The 24,954-nt window shown below is 53.9% G+C and carries 15 protein-coding genes; 14 read left to right on the forward strand and 1 reads right to left on the reverse strand.

From position 1 onward, the window contains the following. The 4 genes from BQ8005_RS15010 to meaB all read left to right on the forward strand — a co-directional run. Positions 1-1,518 (forward strand): cytochrome c biogenesis protein (locus BQ8005_RS15010; protein ID WP_075318603.1); only part of this gene is annotated, 1,518 nt, incomplete at its 5' end. A gap of 147 nt (positions 1,519-1,665) precedes the next feature. Next, positions 1,666-7,494, forward strand: a complete 5,829-nt coding sequence (locus tag BQ8005_RS15015) for an alpha-2-macroglobulin family protein (RefSeq protein ID WP_075318604.1) — start codon at positions 1,666-1,668, stop codon at positions 7,492-7,494. Positions 7,495-7,595: 101 nt separating this feature from the next. Further along, the gene (locus tag BQ8005_RS15020) at positions 7,596-8,666 is read left to right on the forward strand and encodes a DUF1573 domain-containing protein (RefSeq protein WP_075318605.1); all 1,071 of its coding nucleotides are present in this window, start codon (positions 7,596-7,598) and stop codon (positions 8,664-8,666) included. A 2-nt stretch (positions 8,667-8,668) separates the two neighbouring features. Next, positions 8,669-9,778, forward strand: coding sequence for a methylmalonyl Co-A mutase-associated GTPase MeaB (gene meaB, locus BQ8005_RS15025; protein ID WP_075318606.1), 1,110 nt, complete (start codon positions 8,669-8,671; stop codon positions 9,776-9,778). 6 nt (positions 9,779-9,784) lie between these two features. On the opposite strand, the gene BQ8005_RS15030 is transcribed toward meaB, so the two are convergent. Next, positions 9,785-11,290, reverse strand: a complete 1,506-nt coding sequence (locus tag BQ8005_RS15030) for a tetratricopeptide repeat protein (RefSeq protein WP_159436271.1) — start codon at positions 11,288-11,290, stop codon at positions 9,785-9,787. A gap of 286 nt (positions 11,291-11,576) precedes the next feature. Here BQ8005_RS15030 and BQ8005_RS15035 point away from each other — a divergent pair, with 286 nt between their 5' ends. From BQ8005_RS15035 to BQ8005_RS15070, 10 genes are all read left to right on the forward strand, one after another. Beyond that, positions 11,577-14,843 (forward strand): SusC/RagA family TonB-linked outer membrane protein, encoded by a 3,267-nt coding sequence (locus BQ8005_RS15035; RefSeq protein WP_075318608.1) that lies wholly within the window; start codon positions 11,577-11,579, stop codon positions 14,841-14,843. A gap of 21 nt (positions 14,844-14,864) precedes the next feature. Continuing rightward, positions 14,865-15,539 carry a RagB/SusD family nutrient uptake outer membrane protein gene (locus BQ8005_RS17745; protein WP_234984066.1) on the forward strand — a complete coding sequence of 225 codons (675 nt, stop codon included), beginning with the start codon at positions 14,865-14,867 and terminating at the stop codon, positions 15,537-15,539. Between the two features lie 96 nt (positions 15,540-15,635). After that, on the forward strand, positions 15,636-16,412 hold the full coding sequence (locus tag BQ8005_RS17750) for a RagB/SusD family nutrient uptake outer membrane protein (protein WP_234984067.1): 777 nt from the start codon (positions 15,636-15,638) through the stop codon (positions 16,410-16,412). Positions 16,413-16,614: 202 nt separating this feature from the next. After that, a complete protein-coding gene (locus tag BQ8005_RS17445; protein WP_159436272.1) occupies positions 16,615-16,776 on the forward strand; it encodes a hypothetical protein in 162 nt (53 codons plus the stop codon). A 28-nt stretch (positions 16,777-16,804) separates the two neighbouring features. Then, entirely contained in the window at positions 16,805-18,448 is a 1,644-nt protein-coding gene (locus BQ8005_RS15045) for a leucine-rich repeat domain-containing protein (RefSeq protein ID WP_075318609.1), read from the forward strand. A 256-nt stretch (positions 18,449-18,704) separates the two neighbouring features. Next, a complete protein-coding gene (locus tag BQ8005_RS15050; protein ID WP_075318610.1) occupies positions 18,705-19,535 on the forward strand; it encodes a DUF6261 family protein in 831 nt (276 codons plus the stop codon). A 516-nt stretch (positions 19,536-20,051) separates the two neighbouring features. Then, positions 20,052-21,350 carry a DUF3472 domain-containing protein gene (locus BQ8005_RS15055; RefSeq protein ID WP_083610580.1) on the forward strand — a complete coding sequence of 433 codons (1,299 nt, stop codon included), beginning with the start codon at positions 20,052-20,054 and terminating at the stop codon, positions 21,348-21,350. Between the two features lie 313 nt (positions 21,351-21,663). Next, a complete protein-coding gene (locus BQ8005_RS15060; protein WP_075318612.1) occupies positions 21,664-22,497 on the forward strand; it encodes an AAA family ATPase in 834 nt (277 codons plus the stop codon). An 83-nt stretch (positions 22,498-22,580) separates the two neighbouring features. Next, positions 22,581-23,579 (forward strand): DUF4435 domain-containing protein, encoded by a 999-nt coding sequence (locus BQ8005_RS15065; RefSeq protein ID WP_075318613.1) that lies wholly within the window; start codon positions 22,581-22,583, stop codon positions 23,577-23,579. A 12-nt stretch (positions 23,580-23,591) separates the two neighbouring features. After that, the gene (locus BQ8005_RS15070; protein WP_075318614.1) at positions 23,592-24,854 is read left to right on the forward strand and encodes a mechanosensitive ion channel family protein; all 1,263 of its coding nucleotides are present in this window, start codon (positions 23,592-23,594) and stop codon (positions 24,852-24,854) included. Positions 24,855-24,954: the final 100 nt, after the last annotated feature.

The raw sequence follows: 24,954 nt of genomic DNA on the forward strand, positions 1-24,954 counted from the left end.
CTGCTGGCCGCGCCCTTCGTGCGTGCGGCCGAAGACCTGCCGCGCACCTTGCCACGCCAGACGGCCGCCAGCTTCGGTCGGCTCTATGTCTATTACAACGACCGCGTCTGCCCCCTGCAGACGCTGGCCAAGGATTTCACCATGAAGCTCTATGGCAAGCCCACGTATCGGGGCCTCACAGCCGAGCAGGTGCTGACGGGCTGGTTCTTCTACTACGACGACTGGAAGCGCGAGCCGTGCATCCGCGTGAAGAGTGCCGACGTGCGCCGCCTGCTGGGGGTGGAGGGGGGCTATGCCTCGTTGCAGGACTTCTTCGGCCCTGATGGCTACCGACTCGATGCCGAAGCCTTGGCCGACGCTTCTATGGCCGACGCGAAGGCCGTGGGCGAGGCCAACGAGAAGTTCAGCCTGGTGAGCAGCGTGGCGACAGGGGCGGCCTGGCGCATCTTTCCCTATATGCCCCCGTCGTCGGCCGATGCCTCCCGCCTGGAGTGGCTCTCCCTGGCCGACCGCCTGCCGCGCGACATGCCCCTTGAAGAAGGCACCTTCGTACGTGGGGCGATGAACTACGTGGCCGAGCAGGTGGCGCGCAAGGATTTTGCCGAGGTGGAGCGGCTGGTGGACAAGATACGCCGCTACCAGCAGCGTGAGGGTGGGGTGTTGTTGCCCTCTGCCCTCCGCTTTCGTGCCGAGCGGGTCTATAACCAGGTGAACGATAGCTTTCCGCTGGCCGTGGCCTCTGTCGTGCTGGGGCTTTTCTCCTTTGTTTATTCTGTCCGCTGCCTGATGCTTCATCGGCGGGAAAGGCGAGGGGTAAGTCGTGTACTGCTGGGCGTATTGGCTCTGATGGCCTGCTGGCTGGCAGGCCTGATGGTGCTTCGTGGCCTGGTGAGCGGCCACCTGCCCATGTCCAACGGGCACGAGACGATGCACCTGCTGGCCTTTTGTGCCGCCCTGCTCACCCTTGTCTTCCATCGCCGCCTGCCCCTGGCGCTTCCCTTGGGCTTCCTGGTGTGTGGGTTGGCGTTGGTGGTGTCCATGCTGGGCGAGCGCAATCCGCAGGTGGGGCAGCTGATGCCTGTCCTTGCCTCGCCCCTGCTCAGTGTGCATGTGGCGGTCATCATGGTGGCCTACGCCCTGCTGGCCTTCGTCATGCTCAATGGGGTGGCGGCACTTGTCTTGCTTGCTTCGCGCAGGGAGTGTGAAGCTCAGGTGGAGCGCCTTCAGGTGGTGAGCCGCCTGCTGCTCTATCCGGCCGTCTTTCTGCTGGCCGTGGGCATCTTCATTGGTGCCGTGTGGGCCAATGTGTCGTGGGGCCGCTACTGGGGATGGGACCCCAAGGAGGTGTGGGCGCTGATCACGATGCTTGTTTATGCCCTGGCGCTCCATCCTGCTTCGTTGCCCTGTTTCCGCCGTCCGTTGTTCTTCCACGTGTTCAGTGTGGCGGCCTTTTTCTGTGTGCTGATTACTTATTTTGGTGTCAATTTCCTTTTGGGAGGCATGCACAGCTACGCATGAAGCGTGCTTCCCTATTTCTTCTTTATTTTCAGACTTTTTCAGTTAAAAGATACGGTTGTTTAAACTTTAATCCTTTTCTTTGTTCTAAGTAATATATTCAAAAACTGAACAGACATCTATTAGAGAACGAATGAAAGGGAAATGCTTATGAGAGGTTTACAATGTATCTGCAAGATTGCTTTGTGGAGCATGCTCCTTGGATGGGGGATATGCGCCCAGGCACAATCGTACGAAAAATTATGGAAGCAAGTGGAGCAGGCACAAAAAAAGAGTCTGCCACAGACTGTCGTGAATTTGACAGGTGAAATCTGCCAGAAAGCATTGGCCGAAAAAAACTCGCCACAACTGCTGAAGGCCTATCTCTGTCGGGCTGTTTTTCAGGAGCGTCTGACTCCAGACAGTCTTTATACACGCCTGAACGAGATGGAGCAATGGGCCGCTACGGAAACAAATGAAACCGACCGTGCCATCCTTCATTCGATTTTGGCGAGCGAATATGCCGGCTATTGGCAGAATAACCGTCGTGTCATTGCCGCACGAACAGATTTGGCTACGGACAAACATCCTGCCGACGTTCGCGAATGGACACCTCGTCAATTTGTGGAGAAAGTGGATGCTCATGCTCTGGCTTCGACCCACGATGTCGATAGGCTCATCAAGACCTCGACAGACGGCTATCAGCCTTTTGTGGAGCAAGGCGAACAGAGTGCTTACTACAGTCACGACCTCTATCACCTGCTGGCGCGTAGGGCCATCAGTGCATTGAAATCCATGACGGGAGCGGGAGCCGACTCCTTGATGCAGACACGCGTCGAACGCCTTTACCTGCAGATGATGGATGCCTATGCAGCTCGCCCTGATGGAGCAGATGCCTGCCTGCTGGCCACGCTCGATTATTGGGAGTGGAAGAATGGAAGTGTCTTGCAGGATGAGGCAGCTTACCTGCAAGCTCTTGACGAATTGATGACTCGCTATGCCGACCGTCCCTTGTGTGCCGAAGTTTACCTGCGTAAGGCCCAATGGATGAGCCGTGGAGGTGAAGGACGAAGTATGGGCGAGGCCATCCGCCTGTGCGATGAGGCTATTCGCCGCTATGCTTCCTATGCGCGCATCGGGCAAGTGAAGCAACTCCGTGCTGAACTCTTGCGCCCGCAACTGGCTATTTCTGCCGAAGGTATAGGCTATCCAGGCGATACCTTGGATTTGCGCGTGCGCTATCGTACGATGGATGCACCTGTCACATTGAATATCTATGCCACGAACCTGAGTGGCTATTCTACTCGCTATGATTGCAATAACGACAAGACTTTCCGTAGCTTGTCGCCTCGCCGAGTCTATAGTCGGCAACTCACTTTGAATCCTTTGCCTGCTGAACATAAGTCGGAGGCTGATCTTCCTTATCTGGAGAGCATCACAAACCTGCCCTTGCCTGTACCTCAGGAGGCGGGTGTCTATGTTGTGGAAGTCGTTCCTCAAGCCAAGAATGGCCGCACGAGCCGTTGCCTCTTGCCTGTGAGCCGCCTGCGTGCCCTGACGCTCGACTTGGGCGAAGGACAGATAGAAGTGACCACACTCGACGGTCGTAGTGGCCATGCTGAAGGGGGCGTCCGCGTCTGCTTCTATTCATCGAGCGACGAAGAGAAGCGCCGCCTGCTGAAGGAAGTCGTGACCGACGAGCAGGGGAAAGCCCTTGTGACTCTTGAAAAGTATGACTATAACACCTGCTATACCCTTAGTAAAGGAACAGACACGGCATTGCCTTCTACAGGTGTGTATTTGAGCCGCTTGTCACGAACCTCGACCGATAATCGCTACGAACTTTCGCTCCTCACCGACCGAAGCATTTATCGCCCTGGTCAGACCGTTTACTTGAAAGGAGTTGTATATAATAAAGGAAAAAACAGTGCCCAAGTGGTAGAGGGCGAATGGGTGAGCCTGGAGTTGCTCGATGCCAACCGTAAACAGATAGCTACCCGACGCGTGCAAACCAATGATTTCGGTTCCTTTACCGCTGACTTCACCTTGCCCTCTGTCTGCCTGAACGGTCAGTTCATGGTACGTGCCCAAGGAAATGTAATGGGGACCGCTCACTTCCGGGTGGAAAAATACAAGCGGCCGACGTTCGAAATCACTTTCCTGCCTGTCACCGTTCCCTATTGCTTGGGCGAGACAGTAACTCTTCGTGGTGAAGTAAAGGCTTTTAGCGGGGCTTCTGTTCAGGAGATGCCGTTGGCTTGGAGCTTGAGACGCTATGACCGTCTGCGTGGCTATCTGCATACAGACAAGGTGCTAAAAGCCGACACGGTACGCCTTGATGCGCAAGGCCGTTTTGCTATCGACATCCCGTTGGAAGGCGAAGTGGAAAAGACTCTCCAACCTTGGCAAGTCAAACAATATTATACTTTCGAAGTGGAAGCAACCGTAACCGACGAGGCAGGTGAAACGCAAACCGCCTCTTACGCCCTTTCGGCTGGTTCACAGGCATTCAACCTGGATATCTCCGTCCCTGCGCAATTATGTAAGGAAGACACAGCCCAATGGCTCATTCACGCCTCCAATCCACAAATGGCGCCTCTCTCACTGATCGTCGACTGGCGTATCGACCTCGAAACAGAGAAAGGCGAATTAGTGGTAAAGGATGCCAAGCCTGCTTTGAGCGGACGATGCCTCACGGGCAAAAAAATCCCCTCGTCCACTTGGCTGAGTGTGCCTTCAGGTCGGTATCGCATGACGGCATGGGGCACCGACTCGTTGGGGCATCGGGTGGAGAGCAGCGCATCATTTACTCTCTTTTCGAAAGAAGACCGCCGTCCACCTGTCCACTCCCCTCTCTTCTTCCACGAACGGAAGATGGAGGTGGCTGCTGGTGAAAAGGCCTCCTTCTGTCTGGGTACTTCGTTCAAGGACGCCTGGGTATGGATGGATGTCTTTACAGGTGGCAAGCGTGTGGAGAGCCGTCTCTTACAAATCTCAGACACCCTGATGAGCGTCGAGATGCCTTACCTGGACAGTTACGACGAAAGCGTCACGCTCCTGTTCAACACCCTGAAGGAAGGCGAGCTGTATAGCCGAACCGCTTTCTTGAAGCGCACCCAGCCCAATCGCACTCTGCAGATGAAGTGGGAAGTCTTCCGCGACCGCCTGCGTCCTGGTCAGGAGGAGGAATGGCGTCTTGTGGTGACTACGCCCGAAGGCCTGTCCGCCTCGGCTGAGATGCTGGCGTTGATGTACGACGCTTCGCTCGACAAGCTTTATCCCAACCGTCAGTCGTGGGGAGTCTTCTTTGCTCCGCAACTCGACTGGCGCAATGTGCGTCTGAATACGGCCAGTCGCCTTTACTTGTCGCCCTACTTTACGATACCCGACTGGAAGATACCCGGCTGGTCGTTCGACCGCTTCTGCTCGCCGTGGCTGGTACCCCAGGTCATAGAGATACGCGATGACGCTCTCGTCATAGGATACGGCTCCAGCCGGACGCCCACTTTGGTAGGAGGAACCGTCTTGCAGAAGTCTCCCTCCAACGCTATCTTCAACACGAAGGAAGAAGCTGGCCTTGCCGTGGAAGCCGCCTACGCACCTCCTACGGCCGACGATGTCTTGTTTGAAGAAGAAGTGGTGAATACCGCCGAAACCCTCCAACCCGATGCCGACCTCCGCACCAACTTTGCCGAGACGGCCTTCTTCTATCCCCAGCTCCGCACCAACGAACGGGGCGAGGTGGTTGTGGCCTTCACCCTGCCGCAAAGCCTGACCCGATGGAACTTCCGCGGCTATACCCACACGAAGGACATGCAGACAGGCCTGCTCGAAGCATCGGTTGTCAGTGCCAAGGAATTCATGCTGCGTCCCAACCTGCCGCGCTTCTTCCGCATGGGCGACCAGGCACAGGTGGCCGCCACGGTGAGCAACCTGACCGAGGGCACGATAAAAGGGCGTGTGACATTACAATTGTTCGACCCCACAACCGAAAAAGTCATCCTGACCCGCCGCGAAAAGTTTGAAGCGGAAGCCGGCCGCAACGCCGCCGTCGGCTTCGCCTTCAATGTGGACGACCGTTATCCCCTGCTGGGCGTACGCCTCACGGCCGATGGAGGTAACTTCAGCGACGGCGAGCAGCATGTCCTTCCTGTACTTAGTAACCAAGAGTACGTGACGGAAACCTTGACCTTCGACCTGAAGGGCAACGACGCCTGCACACTCCGCCTCGATACGTTGTTCAATCACAACAGCTCTACCGCCACCCAACGGCGCCTGACCGTCGAGGTGACAGGCAATCCTGCCTGGATGGCTATACAGGCCCTGCCTTCCTTGACGCAACCCGACGGCGAGAATGCCATCTCGTGGGCCGTAGCCTATTATGCCAATACCTTGGCCGCCGCCATTGCCCAGTCGCAACCACGCGTCCGCGAAGTCATCGAGGCTTGGCTGGTTAGCGGGCAGAGCAAAGAAACCTTTCTTAGCCGTCTGGAGCAAAATGAGGATTTGAAAAATATGTTGTTGAGTGAAACGCCCTGGCTGGCCGAAGCCACTTCGGACACGGAGCGCATGCAACGCCTCGTACAGCTGTTCGACGCCAACCGCCAACGCAACCTCACCCTCTCGGCCCTTACCCGCCTGAAGGAATTGCAAGGCGAAGACGGCGCCTGGAGCTGGTACAAAGGCATGGGCAGCAGTCGCGACATCACCACCTACATCGCCACTCTGCTTGTGCGCCTGCCCCTGCTGACAGGCAACCCGCTCGACGCCGATGCCTCGGCGATGAAGCAACGTGCCTTTGCCTACCTCCATCAGGAAGCCCTCAAGGAGTACAAACGCCTGCGCGAAGCCGAACGCAAGGGCACGCCCATCACCACCCTGTCGGCCGACGCCTTCGACTACCTCTACCTGCTGGCCTTGGATGCCGACGCGATGAAGCAGGCTGACAAGGAGGTACACAACTACTTCCTCTCGCTTCTGCCCCGCCAGCTGACCACGGCCTCCATACAACGCAAGGCGCAAACCGCCGTCATCCTGCAAGCCGCAGGTCGCAAGGCCGATGCCCAAGCGTTCGAAGCCTCACTCAAGGAGCACCTCGTGCAGGAAAAGACGATAGGCGCCCACTTCGCCTTCAACGACGGCTATTATAGCTGGGGCATGATGCCCGTCACCACCCATGTGGCCGCCATGGAAGCCCTGTCGCGCTTCGAAGGCAACGCATCTGTCATCGAAGAGATGAAGCGCTGGTTGCTAAAGCAGAAGCAGACCACCCAATGGAATACGCCTGTAGCCTCTGCCGACGCCATCTACGCCCTCTTGTGCAACGGCCGCAACTGGCTGGCCGACCGTGGCGATGTCACTCTCATCTTGGGGCATGAACGCCTCCGTACTACTGACGCTTCCGCCTGTCCGTTGCAAGGCTTGGGATACATCAAGGAAACTTACGAGGAAGGCAACGCCGCCCTCAAAGCCCGTACCCTCGAAGTGGAGAAACACGACGAAGGCATGGCTTGGGGAGCTGTCTATGCCCAGTATCTTTCGCCCGTGGCCGATGTCCGAGCACAAAGCACTGGTTTGTCCATCGAAAAGCAATGCTTTGTCGAGCGTAAAACAGCCTTTGGCCGTTCGGAACTCCATCCGCTGGAAAAGGAAGGCGGCCTTCGCGTAGGCGACAAGCTGGTCATCCGCCTTGTACTCCGCCTCGACCGCGCCATGGATTACGTTCAGCTGAAGGACAGCCGTGCCGCCTGCCTCGAGCCGACCGCAACACTTTCAGGTTACCGCTGGACAGGAGGATTCGGCTATTATGCCGAGACGAAGGATGCTTCGACGCGTTTCTTCTTCGACCATCTGAGCAAGGGTACCTACGTATTGGAGTACAGCTGCCGTGTTTCGCAAGTCGGCACCTACCAATCGGGGCTTGCTACCGTCCAATGCGCCTATGCGCCCGAGATGGCTGCCCATTCCTCGGCTGGTACACCTCTGCAGGTGAAGGAATGAGTAGGGAAACCAAAAACTTGCCTAAAATATGTAGAGCAGGATGTTTCTTCGGCTTGAATTTTGTAAATTTGCGGCAAGTAATAAAGATAAAGACGAAATAGATGAAACGATTTTTTGCGATAGTTGCTTTGAGCATGGGGTTGACGGCTACGCTTTCGGCACAGGCCCGCTTCACTTCGAGCACCCAAATGCAACACTTGGGGCAGATTGAATGGAAGCGTCCTGTAACCGTGCAGTACACCATCACCAATACGGGCGACGAGCCTTTGGTGCTTTCCGAGGTGGAACCCGATTGTGCCTGTACGGCTGCCCGCTGGACAAAGACTCCCATTGCGCCTGGCGATAAGGGAACGGTGGATGTGACTTTCGATGCTGAAGCGCTTGGACATTTTCAGAAGGCCGTGGCCATATTCACCAATGCATCACCCAATCTGGTGTATCTGAAGTTCGACGGTGAGGTGGTGACGGAAATCAAGGACTTTGCCCGTACCCATCCCTATCTGGTAGGACAAATACGCATCGACCAAAACGAGATAAACTTCCCTGACGTGCAGCATGGCGAGCATCCTGTGGTATATCTCAGTGTGGTAAATCTCTCCGACAAGCCTTATGAACCTGTCCTGATGCACTTGCCACCCTATCTGGAGATGAAAGCCGAACCTGAGGTTTTGCAGCAGGGCGAACGTGGTACGCTGACCTTGACATTGAACTCTGAGAAACTGACCGATTTGGGCTTGACTCAGTCGTCTGTTTACCTTTCTCGCTTTTTGGGCGATAAAGTCAGTGAGGAGAATGAACTGCCCGTTTCTGCTATCCTTTTACCTGATTTTTCTGGGTTGACGGAGACAGAGCGCCTGAATGCTCCTGCCATTCGCCTTTCGGCCGAGGACATCGACTTGAGCGGCGACTTGGCGAAGAAGAAACGTGCGCGGCGAGACATTACCGTGACCAATACAGGTCGTTCGCCTCTTCAGATCAGTAAGCTTCAGGTGTTTCACCCAGCGGTGGGCGTCAGCTTGAAGAAGACCGTCCTCCAACCTGGTGAATCCACCCGCTTGCGTGTTTCTGTTACAAAGAAGAATATAGGCAAACATCGTCGTCACTTGCGTCTGTTGCTGATTACGAACGATCCCACGCAGCCGAAAGTAGAAATCAACATTAAAGCCAAATAACCATGGAACATCCTGAAAACTGTGCTGAATACAAGGGCTTGACCGTCAACGCAGGCGTTGAGCAACCCTCGTCCGTGAATCCTTATCTGAAGAACCGTCCGCGGCGTAAGAAACGCGAACTGACCGTGGCCGACTATGTGGACGGCATCCTGAAAGGTGACGTCACTGTATTAAGTCAGGCCGTGACTTTGGTCGAGAGTGTAAAGCCTGAGCATCAGGCCGTGGCTCAGGAGGTTATCGAGAAGTGTCTTCCTTACTCGGGTAATTCTGTCCGTATCGGTATCAGTGGTGTGCCAGGTGCTGGTAAGAGTACGTCTATCGATGTTTTCGGACTTCATGTCCTCGAACAATATGGAGGAAAGTTGGCCGTGTTGGCCATTGACCCCAGTAGTGAGCGTAGCAAGGGCAGTATTTTGGGCGACAAGACTCGTATGGAGAAGCTTTCTGTCCATCCGAAATCCTTTATTCGTCCCAGCCCTTCGGCAGGTTCGTTGGGAGGAGTCGCACGCAAGACGCGCGAAACCATTATCCTTTGCGAAGCTGCTGGCTATGACAAGATTTTTGTCGAGACCGTGGGGGTAGGACAGAGCGAGACGGCTGTTCATTCGATGGTCGATTTCTTCCTGCTCATCCAGTTGGCGGGTACGGGTGACGAGTTACAGGGCATCAAGCGTGGCATCATGGAGATGGCCGATGGTATTGTCATCAACAAAGCCGATGGCGACAACATCGAACGCGCCCGTTTGGCTGCTGCCCAGTTCCGCAATGCCCTCCATCTTTTCCCTGCTCCCGAAAGTGGATGGACACCCCAAGTGCTGACCTATTCAGGTTTCTATAACTTGGGTATAAAGGAGATCTGGGACATGGTTTATAACTATATTGATTTCGTGAAAGAGAACGGTTATTTTGTCTATCGCCGCAACGAGCAGAGCAAGTATTGGATGTACGAAAGCATCAACGAACACCTGCGCGATAGCTTCTACCACAATCCAAAGATAGAAGCTTTGTTGGCCGATCGTGAGCAACAGGTTCTGCAAGGCAACCTGACCTCGTTTGTGGCTGCCAAGTCGTTGCTCGACACATACTTTGAAGATATGAAAGGCGGTGAGTAAGGGGAGTCAGAATCCCGTAACAAACTCATCGAAGCTGGTGTCGGTAATGCCAATCTTTTCTTTCAGGCGCATTTTTTTACGTGATATACTTCCCTTGGCTATGTGGTAGATTTCTGCCAGTATGGCCAAGGGAAGTTCCATTTTCACCAGGCAGCAAAAGTCAATCTCTTCATCCGTTAGTTGTGGATAAGTTGTTCGTAAACGTCGGGTGAAGTTGTCGAAGCAAGCGTCAGTATTGTTGCGTAAGGTTTGCCAGTCTTCTTGGGAAAGGTGAAGGGCACCTGCCTGGTTTCGACTGCGCATGAGCAGGGGAATGGTGATTTCGTTCAGCTGCTTAAAGTATTCTATCTTCTGGGTTAGTTGGGCGTTTTCGAGTTGTTCCTTTGCTTCCTGTTCTTTCAGATAGCGTATTTCCATTTCCTGTCGGGATAGTTGTGCTTGCATCAGGTCGCGGTTGAGCAAGGCCTGACGGCGGCGGGTGTAGATGTAGTAGACTCCCCACAAAATGACGAGAAAGCCAACGAGAATAGCCAGACGGTAGACTTGTAGTATGCGACGTGTCAGTTGGCTTTCACTTCTTTCGATCTGTTGTTGTTGCTTGCGATATTCGCTGATGGCGTGTACTTTGTCCAATAGTTCGGCTTTTTTATCAGCATCGAGCGAGTCGCGATAGCGCACGTGTTCGCGCAAGAAGTCAAAAGCTTTGAGACTTTCACCGCGATGGTATAGGGCTTCGGACATATAGCGGTAGGCATCCGTTTTGCGAGGCAGGGGATACATTTCGGCTATTTGGCGGAAGTAGTAGTGTGCCGAGTCGTTGCGGGCGATGTGGAAGCGGATGCCTTTGCAGAAGGTTCGGTAGAAATTCTGTCGCCCCGCACCTGTGGCGATAGCACGTTCGATGTCTGCCAGGGCAGAGTCGGGCTGCTCCATATAAAGATGGACTACGGCCATTTCGGCTTGTAGTTCAGCTTGCTTTTCAATGCTGACGGAAGCGGCGTATCGGTCGGCCATGCGTAGTTCTGCCAAGGCTTGGTCAAATTCTTTTTTGCTTTTGGAGCGGCTGCTTCGGATAAGTCCGATGCGTACCAGCATCAGGCTGTCCTGTTCCTGCAAGGCCTTGTCGAGGGCTTTGTTCAAGAGGCGTGTCTCTTGTGAGGCGAAATGATTGAAGCGGCAAAAGTCAGCTTGCGCGATGTCCAGCTCCATTTGCAGGCGCGACGGTGATGGAGTGGGGAGGTACTGGCGGGCTTTCTCGTAACACTCCTGAGCGCGTAGCAGGAAGAAATCCTGATGCAGCTTTTTTCCTTTGAAGAAATAGATGAGGCTGATGTGAAGCGAATCGTCTGTTTCTATGGCCTGCTGTAGCCCTTTGTCGAGCAGACTGTCTGGTAATAGAACGGAGTCGTGCAGGGCAATGCTGTCCCAAAATAAGCTCGGGAATTCTTCGTGGCGGTGGTTGCACGCACTTAGCCATGAGGCAAACAAAAGGAATAACAGGACTTTTCTCATAATTATTGCAAATATATACAGAAAGTCTGAAACTTCCTCGTGAAGCTCTATTTTTTTGCTTTTGGAGGACGTCTGCTGTTATTTGTACATCGTGTACATTATCGTTTAGGTGTTTATTCCTTTGAAAAACAGTGATTTGTTTCTCTTTCTTATGTACATCGGGTTTGCTTGTCCGCTTGTGCGTTATCCTATAATTTTGCCGTCGAAAGTCATCACTAAGCGATGCAATGGCTGGATTTTGACAAGATTAACCATCTATACTATCAATACGCTATTTTGTGATTTTATGAAAGAGAGAGTTTTGACATTGATTATGTGTGTGTGCCTGGGTGCGGGAGCGCTTTGGGCACAAGTGAGGCAAGTGACGGGCGTGGTTACTTCTGCGGAAGACGGACAGCCTGTTATCGGCGCTTCGGTGCTGGTGAAAGGAGCCTCGCAAGGTACAGTGACGGACGTGGATGGCAAGTTTGCCTTGGACAATGTACCGGCTTCAGCCAAGATGCTGGTAGTCTCGTTCGTTGGTATGAAGACACGTGAGGTGCCGGTGAGCGACCGCGTGGAAGTTGTGTTGGAGAGCGATCAGCAAGTGCTTGATGAAGTGCTTGTTACGGTGGCGTACGGTACGGCCAAACGTTCGTCGTTGACGGGAGCTATTTCTTCTGTCGATCAGAAGCAGATCGAGCTGCGCCCCGCTTCGAGCGTTACTTCCGCTTTGGAAGGAAGCACTTCAGGTGTGCAGATCAACAGCACTTACGGAGCGCCGGGTAGTTCGCCTGAGATCCGTATTCGTGGCATCGGGACGGTGAATGGATCCAGTTCGCCCCTGTATGTGGTGGACGGCGTTCCCTTCAGCGGAAGTATCGCCGACATCAATCCTGCTGATATTGAAAGTATGTCGGTGTTGAAAGATGCCGCTTCGTGCGCTCTTTATGGTAATCGTGCTTCGAATGGTGTCATTCTGATTACCACCAAGAAAGGTACGGCTGGAAAGCTGAGTTTCAATCTGAAGGTGAATCAGGGTATCTACACGCGAGGCATCAAGGAATATGCCCGTACGGATGCGCGGCAGTTCATGGAAGCCAGCTGGCAGAATTTGCGTAACGCCCGCATTTCCGCAGGCGACGCTCCCGACGTGGCAGCCCGCTATGCCAGCGAAAATCTGATCGGCGAGCAGCTTTACCTGAACATCTTCAACAAGCCCGACAAAGAGCTGTTTGATGCTGACGGACGCCTAGCTGCAGGCGTGCAGATATTGCCCGGTTACGCTGAAGATCTCGATTGGTACAAGGCGTCTATCCGCAACGGATACCGTCAGGAATATCTCTTCAGCGGCAATGCAGCCAACGAGAAGAGCGACTATTATTTCTCGCTGGGCTACCTCGATGAAGAGGGTTACGTGCGCAATTCGAGCTTCGATCGTCTTTCAGCTCGTGTGTCGGTCAATGTGGCGCCAGTGAGCTGGCTGAAGGCGGGAGTTAACCTGTCGGGCAGCCATCAGAATTCCCAGATTACGGCCGGCGACCAGGATGCGTCGTTCACCAATGCTTTCATGTATTGCCGCCAGATTGCGCCCATTTACCCTGTGCATCTGCATAACGCCGATGGCTCTTACCGCCTGACGGCCGACGGGCAGCGACAGTACGATCCCGGCTACTACACCGACGACAAGGGCGTTGAGATAGCTACCCGCAATCAGTATGCCGACCGCCACGTGGTATGGGAAAACGAACTGGACAAGAACGAGACCGTGCGCAATACGTTGCAGGGCATCGCCTATATGGATGTCAAGTTCCTGAAGGATTTCACGTTCACCGTAAAGGGCGACATGAACCTGAGTCAGTCGGACAATACGGCTTACGACAACGCCGTCATCGGCAACGGAAAGGGTAGCAACGGCCGCGGACGCCGTGAACTCTACCGCTACAAGAGCTACACCTTCCAACAGCAGCTGAAGTGGACGCATCTCTTCGGCGGGCATTTGCTGGACGTGCTGCTGGCGCACGAGAATTTCTCCTATAACTATAATTATCTGTATGGATTCAAGACGTCGCAGATTTTTGCCGGACGTCCCAATTTCAGTAACTTCACCGAGATGACTAGCCTGGACAGCTACGAGAACAACTACCGCACGGAAAGTTACCTGGGACGCATCCGCTATAACTACTGCGACCGCTACAATCTCGAAGTATCTTTCCGCCGCGACGGTTCCTCGCGTTTCCATCCGGACAACCGCTGGGGTAACTTCGGCAGCGTGGGAGCCAACTGGATCATCAGTGAAGAAGATTTCATGAAGGATGTCAGCTGGGTGAACGACCTGAAGCTGCGCGCCAACTACGGCCAGGTGGGCAACGACGCCGGAGCCGGATACTACGCCTACATGAGCCTTTACTCCGTGGAGCAGAACGCGCATAAAGGAGCGCTCTACCTGACGCAGAACGACTCTTACGACCTGAAGTGGGAAACAGGTGAGGCCTACGGTGTGGCCGTCGAGGCACGCCTTTTCGATCGCTGGAACCTGAGTGCCGAGTATTTCGACAAGCGCAACAAAGATCTTCTGTTCGACATCTACCTGCCTCTTTCGGCCGGTGGTACTTCGACCTCTGCCGCCGAGTCGACCGTGACGCGCAACCTGGGAACCATCTCCAATCGCGGCATCGAGGTGAACACCGACGTCGATGTCTTCCGCAACCGGAACTGGACCATTAACCTGGCGGCCAACGCCACCTGGTTGAAGAACAAGATCGTGAAATTGCCCGATCAGAACAAGGATGGCATCATCTCCGGTCCCTACAAGATTGTCGAAGGCAAGAGCCGTTACGAATTCTTTACCTACACTTTCGAAGGTGTGGACCAGCTGACGGGCAATTCGCTTTACAAAGCCAATCTGGAGGACTATTATGTCACCCTGCCCGACGGCACGACGCTGGGCAACAAACAGAGCGGCGTTGACATCACCAAAAAGGCAACGGTGATTGGCGGCGTTCCTTACGTGACCAACACTACCTACGGCCAGCGGGAATTCCACGGGTCGGCCCTCCCCACGGTGTATGGCAGCTTTACGGGCACCATCGGCTACAAATCGCTCACTCTCTCTGCTCTTTTCACATATTCGCTGGGCGGAAAGACGATGGACGGTGTCTACCAGTCGCTGATGACTACCGGCACCAGCCCGAGCAACTATCATGCCGACATCATGCAGTCGTGGGCGAAGGCTCCCGAAGGAATGGACGAACATTCGCCCGACCGCATCCGGAAGGACGGCATACCGCAAATCAACAGTACGTTGAGTTCGGACAACAATGCCGTCTCTTCCCGCTGGCTCACTTCGGCCGACTATCTGGTGGTGAAGAACATCACCCTGGCCTACCGCCTGCCGCAGGCGTGCGTCACCCGCATGGGACTCCAGGCCATGGGACTGAACGTCAGCTGCGAGAACCTCTGGACCTTCACCGCCCGACAGGGCATGAACCCCCAGCAGTCTTTCTCTGGCGGACAGGGCAATTACCTCGTGACGCCGCGCATCTTCTCCGTGGGAGTGAGTGTGACTTTGTAAAACCGTAAACACCGAATTCGTATGAAACTGAAAAATAGATTTTTCCTGGCCGCCGCGGCAGCGCTGCTGTCTGCCTGTTCGGCCGACTACCTCGACACCCTGCCGCAGTCGTCTACCGACACGGGCACTGTCTTCGAAACGACCGAAAACGCCCGCATGGCCGTCAACGGCCTCTGCCTCATGATGACCCAGCAATACCTCGGACAGCAGGGCGTCAACGGCGAGGGAACCATCAAGACCTGGTATGGCAACTATCCCGGCAACGACTTCCAGAAGTGCAACCTGACGGGATGGGCGCCCATCATCAACGCCACGTACATGGAACGTAATTCCGTGCTCTACTGCTACTATCCGTGGTTCTACTATTATAAGCTCGTGGGCAACGCCAACCGCATCCTGGCTAACATCGACAAGGCTGTGGGGGCGGAAGAAGAACGGCTCTTCATCCGTGCACAGGCGCTCACCGTCCGTGCCTACGCCTACCTGATGCTCAGCCAGCTCTACTGCCACCGCTGGGCGGACAGCAACCAGGGCGCCTCGCGCGGCCTGCCCCTGCGCATCGACACGTCGGACGGCGACCTGCCCGCTTCGACCCTGGCGCAAGTCTACACGCCCCCTTCCTCCTCTTCCTCTTCCCCTTCTTCTCTTCCCTCCCTTTTCTTTCCCTTTCTCTTCTCCCTCTCTTTTTGGTGTTAAGAGTCAGACGCTATCTATGCCCGTGCCGCCCTGACGCGCGAGGACTGGGCCGCAGCCGCCAAGTATGCGCCCCTGGCGCGCAAGGACTATCCGCTGATGAGCAACGCCGACTACGTGGACGGCGGGTTTAGTACGCCCAACCGTGAATGGATCTGGAGCAGCTACAGCGCTCCCGACCAGACGCTCTACTACTTCTCCTTCTTCGCCCAGCAGGGTAGCAACTCCAGCGCCAACATCTGCCGCAGCTATCCCTGCGCCATCAGCAAGGAGCTCTACGACCGCATCCCTGCGACCGACGTGCGCCGCCGCATGTTCCTCGCCCCACAGGAGGGCGACGCCTACAACACGGCCAATGGTCGCGTCACCGCCGGCCCTCTGCTGGAGCGCGCCCGCCGCGACTACGCTTCGAAGCTCTTCTCTTCGAGCCTCATTTACGCCTACATGCAGTTCAAGTTTCTCTGCACCGGCCAGCCCGGCGTGGGCCAGCTCAATCACTTCCGCTCTGCGGAGATGTACCTCATCGAGGCCGAAGCCCTCTGCCGCCTGGGCGGCAAGGACGCCGACGTGCAGGCCCTGATGCAGGCGCTGGTAAAGGACAGCGGCCGCGACCCGCAGTATGCCTGCACCAAGACGGGCGCCGACCTGCTGGAAGAAGTCAGGCTCTACCGCCGCATCGAGCTTTGGGGCGAAGGCTTCGACTGGTTCGACCTGAAGCGCTGGCGCCTGCCCATCGAGCGCCACGCCCATCCCACGGGCAGCTTCCACGCCCAGTTCGCCGTCAGCGTGAAGCCCGAGGAAGGCAACCAGTGGACGTGGGTCTATCCCGCCAAGGAGGTGGACTACAACGGCGCGCTGGACAGTTACATCGAGTGATAGAACTTCTTTACCCTAACCAATTTCATATTTTTTTCTTCATCTATTCTCTCTGATGTCAGGTCGGGAGGCCCGGTTTCTGCGGAAGCCGGCGTCTCCCGACGTTTTTGTATAAAAACAAAAAAATATTTTGTCTTTTTATTTTTTGTTTGTTGAAATTCACTACATTTGCGACAACTTATAACTAACAAAATAAAAAGACATGGAAAAAGAAGTAATGATGAACGGCAAGAACGTTCGTGAGGCTTACGAAGCCCCTAAGTGTGAAATGATTGAGATGGAATCTGAAGGTACCGTTTTGGCTTTGTCTGCAGGACATGACGGATTTACTGAAGAGGATTATGGAAATGTTTGGGGACGATAAAATCATTAACCAGTCAATTTAGCTAACAATGGAAAACAAGCATTTTTTTAGGGCCTTGCCCCTGGCCGCTTTGGCTCTGATGATGGGAGCTTGCGGTAACGACGAGATGGAGAACGGAATGAAGGATCATGTGGCCGGTGAATTTGTTCCGATGACTTTTACGGCTTCGATGGATACGGATGCAGATACACGCACTTCGTTGGTGGACGGTAAGGCTGTGCATTGGAATGGTGGCGATAATATCGTGGTTATTCCGTCAGATTCGGAAGAATCCATTTCGAATTTGGCGGATTATAAATTTTCCTCAACTTTGGAGGTGGGACAGACGGCGGCTACTACTTCGTTTACCGGAAAGGCTCCCGAAGCGGAAACTTATATTGCATTCTATCCTTTTGAGCGGATACAGGAATATACAGGATTCAATGCATTTAAATTTAATCTGCCCAATGAACAGAAGGCCATACCCGGCGGTTTTGAGTCAGGAATAAATTTAGCATGGGCTCGGACGGAGAGCGGGAGCACAACGTTGCAGTTCAAGAATCTTTGTACCTTGGTGAAGTTCAGCCTTGACAGTGACGAGATTACAAATATCGAAAGTGTTACATTACAAGATAAGGAAGGCACTGCCATCAGCGGTGAAATGGATGGAGCTGTTAAATCTTATAATTCTAGATTTTATTTTCAATTTTATTCAGATGTTGCCTCTCCGAGTGTGACATTGAAGGGGCCCTTTGAGACTGCGAAAGATTATTATTTCGTCGTATACCCTCTTGGTCTGAAGTATGGGTTTACACTGACGTTTAATATGAAAGATGCTCCATCGCCGATATTGACCTCTACTGGTCTCTCTAAAGATTTAGTGCCTGGAACGATTCTTGATTTGGGTACCGTGAAAGTAGAGACGACGGCAGGTACTGAATATATTACGAACCAGAAGTTGATTGAGAATGTAGAAAGAGACTATCCTTATTTTGGATGGACCAAAGATTCTAATGGAGTACCACTTACCGAGAGCAACCTTCAACTCATACAAGAGCTTACTGATTTGACTTTGATTGATATTGATACTCAAGAGGATTTGGAAGGCCTCGAACATTTTACGGGTTTGCTTAAATTGATGATCGAAGGTAGCAGTTGGGAAGGTGTTTCTGAAATTACTTCTGACATTGCTTCTTTGGATTTGAGTAAGCTGGCATCTTTGGAACAATTGTATATTGAGGAACTTGAAAATTTGACTGATTTGAATATTAAGGGTTTGGAGAATTTGTGGTATTTGAAATGTAATAATGGAAAGCTTTCGACATTAGATGTGAGCGGAAATCCGAATTTGACCTATTTATTCTGCTCTGAGAATGAACTCACTGAGCTAAATATGACTGGTTTGACAAAACTGATATATTTGGATTGTTCCTCTAACCAGCTTACTGAGTTGAATGTGAAATCTTTCGTAGATTTGCAATCTTTATTTTGTAATAATAACCGTTTGTCGCAGTTGGATATTACGCAAAATTTGAAGATAACATTGATTTCTAAGTACATTGCTTGTGGTAACCAGACTTCCGACGGAACGAATTATCAATATTTGGATTTGTATTATAGTGATAAAAAAGATTGGTTGGCGGGTAGTGATTACCGGAATGGGTATATAAACCTTCATTCTATGTCAGAATAGCAATCATCTATTTGAGCTGTTTTCCCGATGTGCGAACTCCCCCCGCCGCCGGCAGGGCGTTTTCCCGCATCGTGAAGTGCTCCCACCGACGGGAGGACGTTTTCTCGCATCGTGAAATGCTCCCGCCGACGGGAGGACGTTTTCTCGCATCGTGAAATGCTCCCGCCGTCGGGAGGACGTTTTCTCGCTCCGTGAAATGTTCCTGCCGTCGGCAGGACGTAATTGCAACGATTGAATCTTTAAAACAGAAGAGCCTATGAAGGAAATTTTGTACAACTTCTCGCGCGTCCGTGCCAAGAATGCGCAGCACGTATTGTTCCTCACTCACGCCCTCGCGGCCATTCCGCAGGAAGTGGCCGAGGCCCGCGGCTTTGCCGCCCGTCTCACAGCCTTTGCCGCGGCAGCCGCCAACGAGCAGGAATGCTTCCGTCCCGGCAGAGCGTTTCTTGATACGGCCGACATCGTGGCCGCCGACCGCGCCCGCGACGAGCTGTTCTACTTCTACAATCAGGTGATTCAGGCTTATGCCTCCTACTATCCCGACGCAGAACGCCGCAAGGCAGGCGCGACGCTGGCCTTCGCCTTCCGCGAGGCGGGAAACGTGGCCAAGGCCGACTATGCCTCGGAAACGGCTTCGCTGACCGACCTTGTCGGGACATTGCGCAGCGAACCCTATGTGGCCGCTCTCGCCGTCCTCGGACTGGACGAAGCGCCCGACGAGCTGGAGGCGGTGAACCGGGCCTTCGACGCCCTCTTCGTGAAGCGCACGGCCGAGGAGCGCGACCGCGCCCAGTCGTGGAACATGAAGACGCTTCGTCCCCTTTCCGACGCAGCCTTCGACGACTTGGCCAAGGCTATCAACGCCCTCTACATTTCCAACGAACTGGTCGCTGGCGATGAGGCCATCCGCACGGAGCTGGGCAAGGTCATCGACGACGTGAATGCAGTCATCGTCCGCCTGAAGAAGACGATGAACCAGGGCGCGGCGGGCGTAGATCCCAGTGAAGACGAGCCGGGCGACACCACGCCTACGCCGGAGCCTGAAGAACCCGAACCCGGCGGCGACGAAGGCGGAAGCCCGCTGTAAATGGAGAATTGATAATGGATAATGGAGAATGGAAAATGGCAAACTTTCTGTTCTCCATTTTTTTTATTTCTCCCCGCAACGCCCTTGCTTTTCTCCCGCTTTGTGCTAACTTTGCCGTCAGTAAAACCAAGATATGGAATTCACGTTGGTACAAGTTTTAGTACAATGGCCCATGCCAGAGCTGCCTGAGGATTGTCATTAGCCATAGAACATCGTTTTGTCCTTGTATTCTGACCGACTTTTACAGGTTTGGAGTTGATGCTGAAAATTTGGAAACAACGCCTTTACGAGATAGATAGTGTATTGACACGATTCCCGGAGAAATCCTTGCGGATTCCAAGGATTATTACGATTTTTGCTATGAAATTATGTATAAACAGACAGATGGCAGTCAATAACCAGACTACACACTGATTTACTGAAAAGTCTATCATCTGTGCACTTGTTCATGTGCAGATGTTTTTGAGAGATTAATTCAAATATCATCCATATAATTAATTCAATCGTACCATGAAAATGTATAGATTAATTTTAGGTCACATCATGGCCATATTGTTTTTTTCACTGGCAAGTATTACAACTTTTGCACAATCACGGGTGCAATCCGTATCCTTGGCAGGCAATGCTTATGTTACCCAACGTGCTGATAAGGTCCATATTTCGGATAACGGTGTGGAAAACTGGAACAGTCCCCAGACCACTGTCAGTGCATACTTTCATGTCGACAAGCCGCAGACCATCACACTATCGCTCCAAGGCACAGGTCACGCCACTATGCGTATGGCATGCAACGGCAAAGAACAGGACATCAAGTTCGACAGCGACGAACCGACCGTTGCCGGGAATCTGAAAATCAAGATCAGTAAGCCCGGTTATGTCCGTGTGGACCTCAAAGGCATGAAGCGTGATGGCGGGAACTTTGCTAACATTACCAACCTGATGGTTGCATATACAGATGGCAACATAACGTGTGTACACGATTTCTCCAACTACTGGGGACGACGAGGTCCGTCTGTGCACTTGGGTTATACTCTACCAGAGGGGAATGATTATGAATGGTTCTATAACGAGGTGACTGTTCCACACGAGGGCGAAGTGATGCATAGCTACTATATGGCGGCAGGCTTTGGCGAAGGATACTTTGGTATGCAATATAACTCAAAGACAGAACGGCGCATCCTCTTTTCCGTATGGAGTCCGTTTGACACACAAGACCCGCGTAATATTCCCGAAGACCAGCGTATACGCATGCTGCGCCAGGGCGATGGAGTGAAAATCGGAGAGTTTGGCAATGAGGGTTCGGGTGGCCAGAGTTTTATGATTTACCCGTGGAAAGCAGGTACGACATACCCATTCCTGATGCATGTACGCCCCGACGGAAAGGGCAACACGATATACACGGCCTACTTCTATGCCACGGAGGAAGGAGAGTGGCGCCTGGTTGCTGAGTTCCTGCGTCCACAAACCAACACATGGTACACCCATCCCCATTCTTTCCTGGAAAACTTCAATCCGGAACAAGGCTATCTGACACGTAAGGTGCAATTTAAAAACCAATGGGCACGTACTACAGACGGCCGTTGGGTGCGTCCTTTGAATGCAACCTTTACCAACGACGGCACAGCACAAGCTGGTGTGCGTCTGGACTATGCGGGTGGACAAACTGCCGACGGAAAGGCCCTGTTCCTGAAAATGGGCGGTTTTTTCAACGAGAATGTCCAAGCTGGTACACGCTTCCCTCTGCCTGCTTATGATACCACACAACCCCCACAGATCGATTGGCAGGCCCTGGAAGAACTTGGAAAAACAAAGTAAATACATCGCGATTACTGCGAATTCGGGGAGAATGATACAGACGGCATAATCAAAATACAATGTCATCCTGAACGCAGTGAAGGATTTCAATGCACAGATAGCTGCTTGCGAGATTCTTCACTGTGTTCAGACTATACCTAAATATAAAAATAAGAGTTGTTTTGAGCGAAGCTAATGACAAAATACTGACACTTTTCTATTTCGAGATATTCTTATTTTTATTTTTTCATTTTTCATTTCTCCCCGCAACGCCCTTGCTTTTCTCCCGCTTTGTGCTAACTTTGCCGTCAGTAGAACCAAGCTGAAACAAGATATGGAAATACAAGCCAACTATATCCGCCGCATCGAGATCGACGGCCTGTGGCACCGCTACAACGTGGCCTGGGACCTGCGCCCCGACGTCAACATCCTGGCCGGCATCAACGGCGTGGGTAAGACCACCATCCTGAACCGCTCCGTGGGATTCCTGGAGCACCGCACTTCGGGCGAGGTGAAGAACGGCGAACTGGAGGGCGTGCGCGTCTACTTCGATCGCCCCGACGCCACCTCCATCCCTTACGACGTCATCCGCTCCTACGACCGGCCGCTCGTCATGGGCGACTTCACCGCCCGCATGGCCGATCCCAACGTGCGTTCCGAGCTCGACTGGCAGCTCTACCTGCTGCAGCGCCGCTACCTGGACTATCAGGTGAACGTGGGCAACCGCATGATCGAGCTCCTGGGCAGCGACGACGACGCGCAGCGTGCCCTTGCCCCGCAGCTCTCCCTGCCCAAGCGCCGCTTCCAGGACATGATCGACGAGCTCTTCGGCTACACGCGCAAGACCATCGACCGCCGCAGCAACGAAATCGCCTTCTATCAGGACGGCGAACGCCTGCTGCCCTACAAGCTCTCTTCGGGCGAGAAGCAGATGCTCGTCATCCTGCTCACCGTGCTCGTGCGCGAAGGCACCCACAGTGTCCTCTTCATGGACGAGCCCGAAGCCTCGCTCCACATCGAGTGGCAGCAGAAGCTCATCGGCATGATCCGCCGCCTGAACCCGCAGATGCAGCTCATTCTTTCCACCCACTCGCCCGCCGTCATCATGGAAGGCTGGCTCGATGCGGTGACGGAGGTGAGCGAGATAACAAAGGAAATGAAGAATTAAGAATGAAGAATTAACAATGTACAGTCTCTTCTTTCGCCATTCATCAATTATTCTTCATTCTTAATTCTTCATTCTTCATTTTTATGTCTCTCACTCTCCGCCATAACCTCACCTCCGACTACCTGGACGCCGCCCGCCGCCTGTCGCCGCCGAAGAAGCGCCGCCGCATTGTGGCCTACGTCGAAAGCTACGACGACGTGGCCTTCTGGCGCACGCTGCTCTCCGAGTTCGAGACCGACGAACGCTACTTTCAGGTGATGCTCCCCTCGCAGACCTCGCTGTCGAAGGGAAAGAAAACCGTGCTGCTCAACACGCTCAACGCCGACAAGCTGGGCGGCAGCCTCATTGCCTGCGTGGACAGCGACTACGACTTCCTGATGCAGGGAGCTACCGCCCTGTCGCGCCGCATCAACCAGAATCCCTACGTGCTGCAGACCTACGCCTACGCCATCGAGAACTACCTGTGCTACGCTGAAACCCTGCACGACGTCTGCGTGCAGGCCACGCTGAACGACCGTCAGCTGCTTGACTTCCCCGAATTCATGCGCCGCTATTCGCGCCTGGCCTATCCGCTCTTCCTGTGGAACATCTGGTTCTACCGCCGCCATGATAACACGACCTTCCCCATGTACGAGTTCAACCAGTGCGTCCGCCTGCAGGACGTTAGCCTGGCCCATCCCTACCGCTGCCTGGACGACGTGCGCCGCCGCGTCGACGCCAAGCTCTCCGAACTGCGCACCCGCTTTCCGCAGGACATCGAGCACATCGACGTCCTGGGCGAGGAACTGACGCAGCTCGGCCTGACGCCGGACACGACCTACCTCTACATTCAGGGCCATCACCTGATGGACGGCGTGGTGATGAAGCTGCTCAACCCCGTCTGCACGCAGCTGCGCCGCGAGCGTGAGAAGGAGATTCGCCGCCTGGCCGTTCACGACGAGCAGTTCCACAACGAACTGACCGCCTACGAGAACAGCCTGGCCGCCGTCCAGCTGATGCTGAAGAAGAACGACGGCTACAAGGGCCTCTACCTCTACCAGTGGATGCGTGAGGATGTGCAGCGGATACTGGAAATGAAATAAAGAATTTTGCTTATGGAACTATTGAAACGTATTGACGAACTCTTGATAGGCTGGGGCATGAATCCTGCCACAGCCGACTGGCTCGACCAGCTCATCGCTTTCATGCTGGTATTGCTTCTGGCCTTTGTCGCCGATTTCATTTGCCGCAAGGTGTTGCTCCGGGCCATCGCCCGCCTGGTGCAGAAGACCAAGGCCACGTGGGACGACATCCTGTTCGACCGCCGCGTGATGGGCTATCTCAGCCACATGGTGGCGCCCGTCATCATCTACCTGTTCATTCCGGTCGTCTTTGCCGATACCGACTCGGTGACGCTGAACTTCATCCGCCGCCTGTGCTACATCGTCATCATTCTTTCCTTTCTCTTCTTCATCAATGCCTTCCTCAAGGCCGCCTATACGGTCTACAGCGAGAAGGAATCCATGCGCGACCGTCCGCTGAAGGGCCTGCTCCAGACGTTGCAGGTGTCGCTGTGGACCATCGGAATCATCGTGGTCGTGGCCGAACTGCTGGGCAAGTCGCCCCTCTCGCTGCTGGCCGGACTGGGGGCCTCGGCCGCCATCCTGATGCTGGTGTTCAAGGACAGCATCATGGGCTTCGTCAGCGGCGTGCAACTCTCGGCCAACGACATGCTGAAGGTGGGCGACTGGATCACGATGCCCAAGTACGGAGCCGACGGAACGGTCATCGAGGTGACGCTGAACACGGTGAAGGTGCGCAACTTCGACAACACCATCACCACCATTCCGCCTTACCTGCTGGTAAGCGACTCCTTCCAGAACTGGCGCGGCATGCGTGAGAGTGGTGGCCGTCGCGTGAAGCGCAGCATCAACATCGACATGACCAGCGTACGTTTCTGCACGCCCGAGATGCTCGCAAAGTACCGCAAAATCCAGCTGCTGAAAGACTACATCGACCAGACCGAAGCCGTGGTTCACGCCTACAACGAGGAGAACGGTATCGATAACGAGGTGCTGGTGAACGGCCGCCGGCAGACGAATCTTGGCGTATTCCGCGCCTATCTCACTGCCTACCTCAAGAGCCTGCCCGTCGTGAATAAGGAACTGAACTGCATGGTGCGCCATCTGCAACCCACCGACCACGGCTTGCCCATTGAGCTTTATTTCTTTTCTACGATCAAGGATTGGATTCCCTACGAGGGTGTGCAGGCCGATGTTTTCGACCATGTGCTGGCCATTATTCCCGAGTTCGACCTTCGCGTTTTCCAATCGCCTTCGGGAGCGGACTTTCAGCGGTTGGCGGAGAAACAGCATTAGAAAACTGTGGTTTCGTTTGTCGCTGCTCTTACCTTTCGCTATATTTGTTGTAATCAGGTAGGTTTTATTTGACTATCAACAGATTGGATAAAACTCGCAC

The organism is Bacteroides togonis, from assembly GCF_900130135.1.
Classification (GTDB): Bacteria; Bacteroidota; Bacteroidia; order Bacteroidales; family Bacteroidaceae; genus Bacteroides; species Bacteroides pullorum.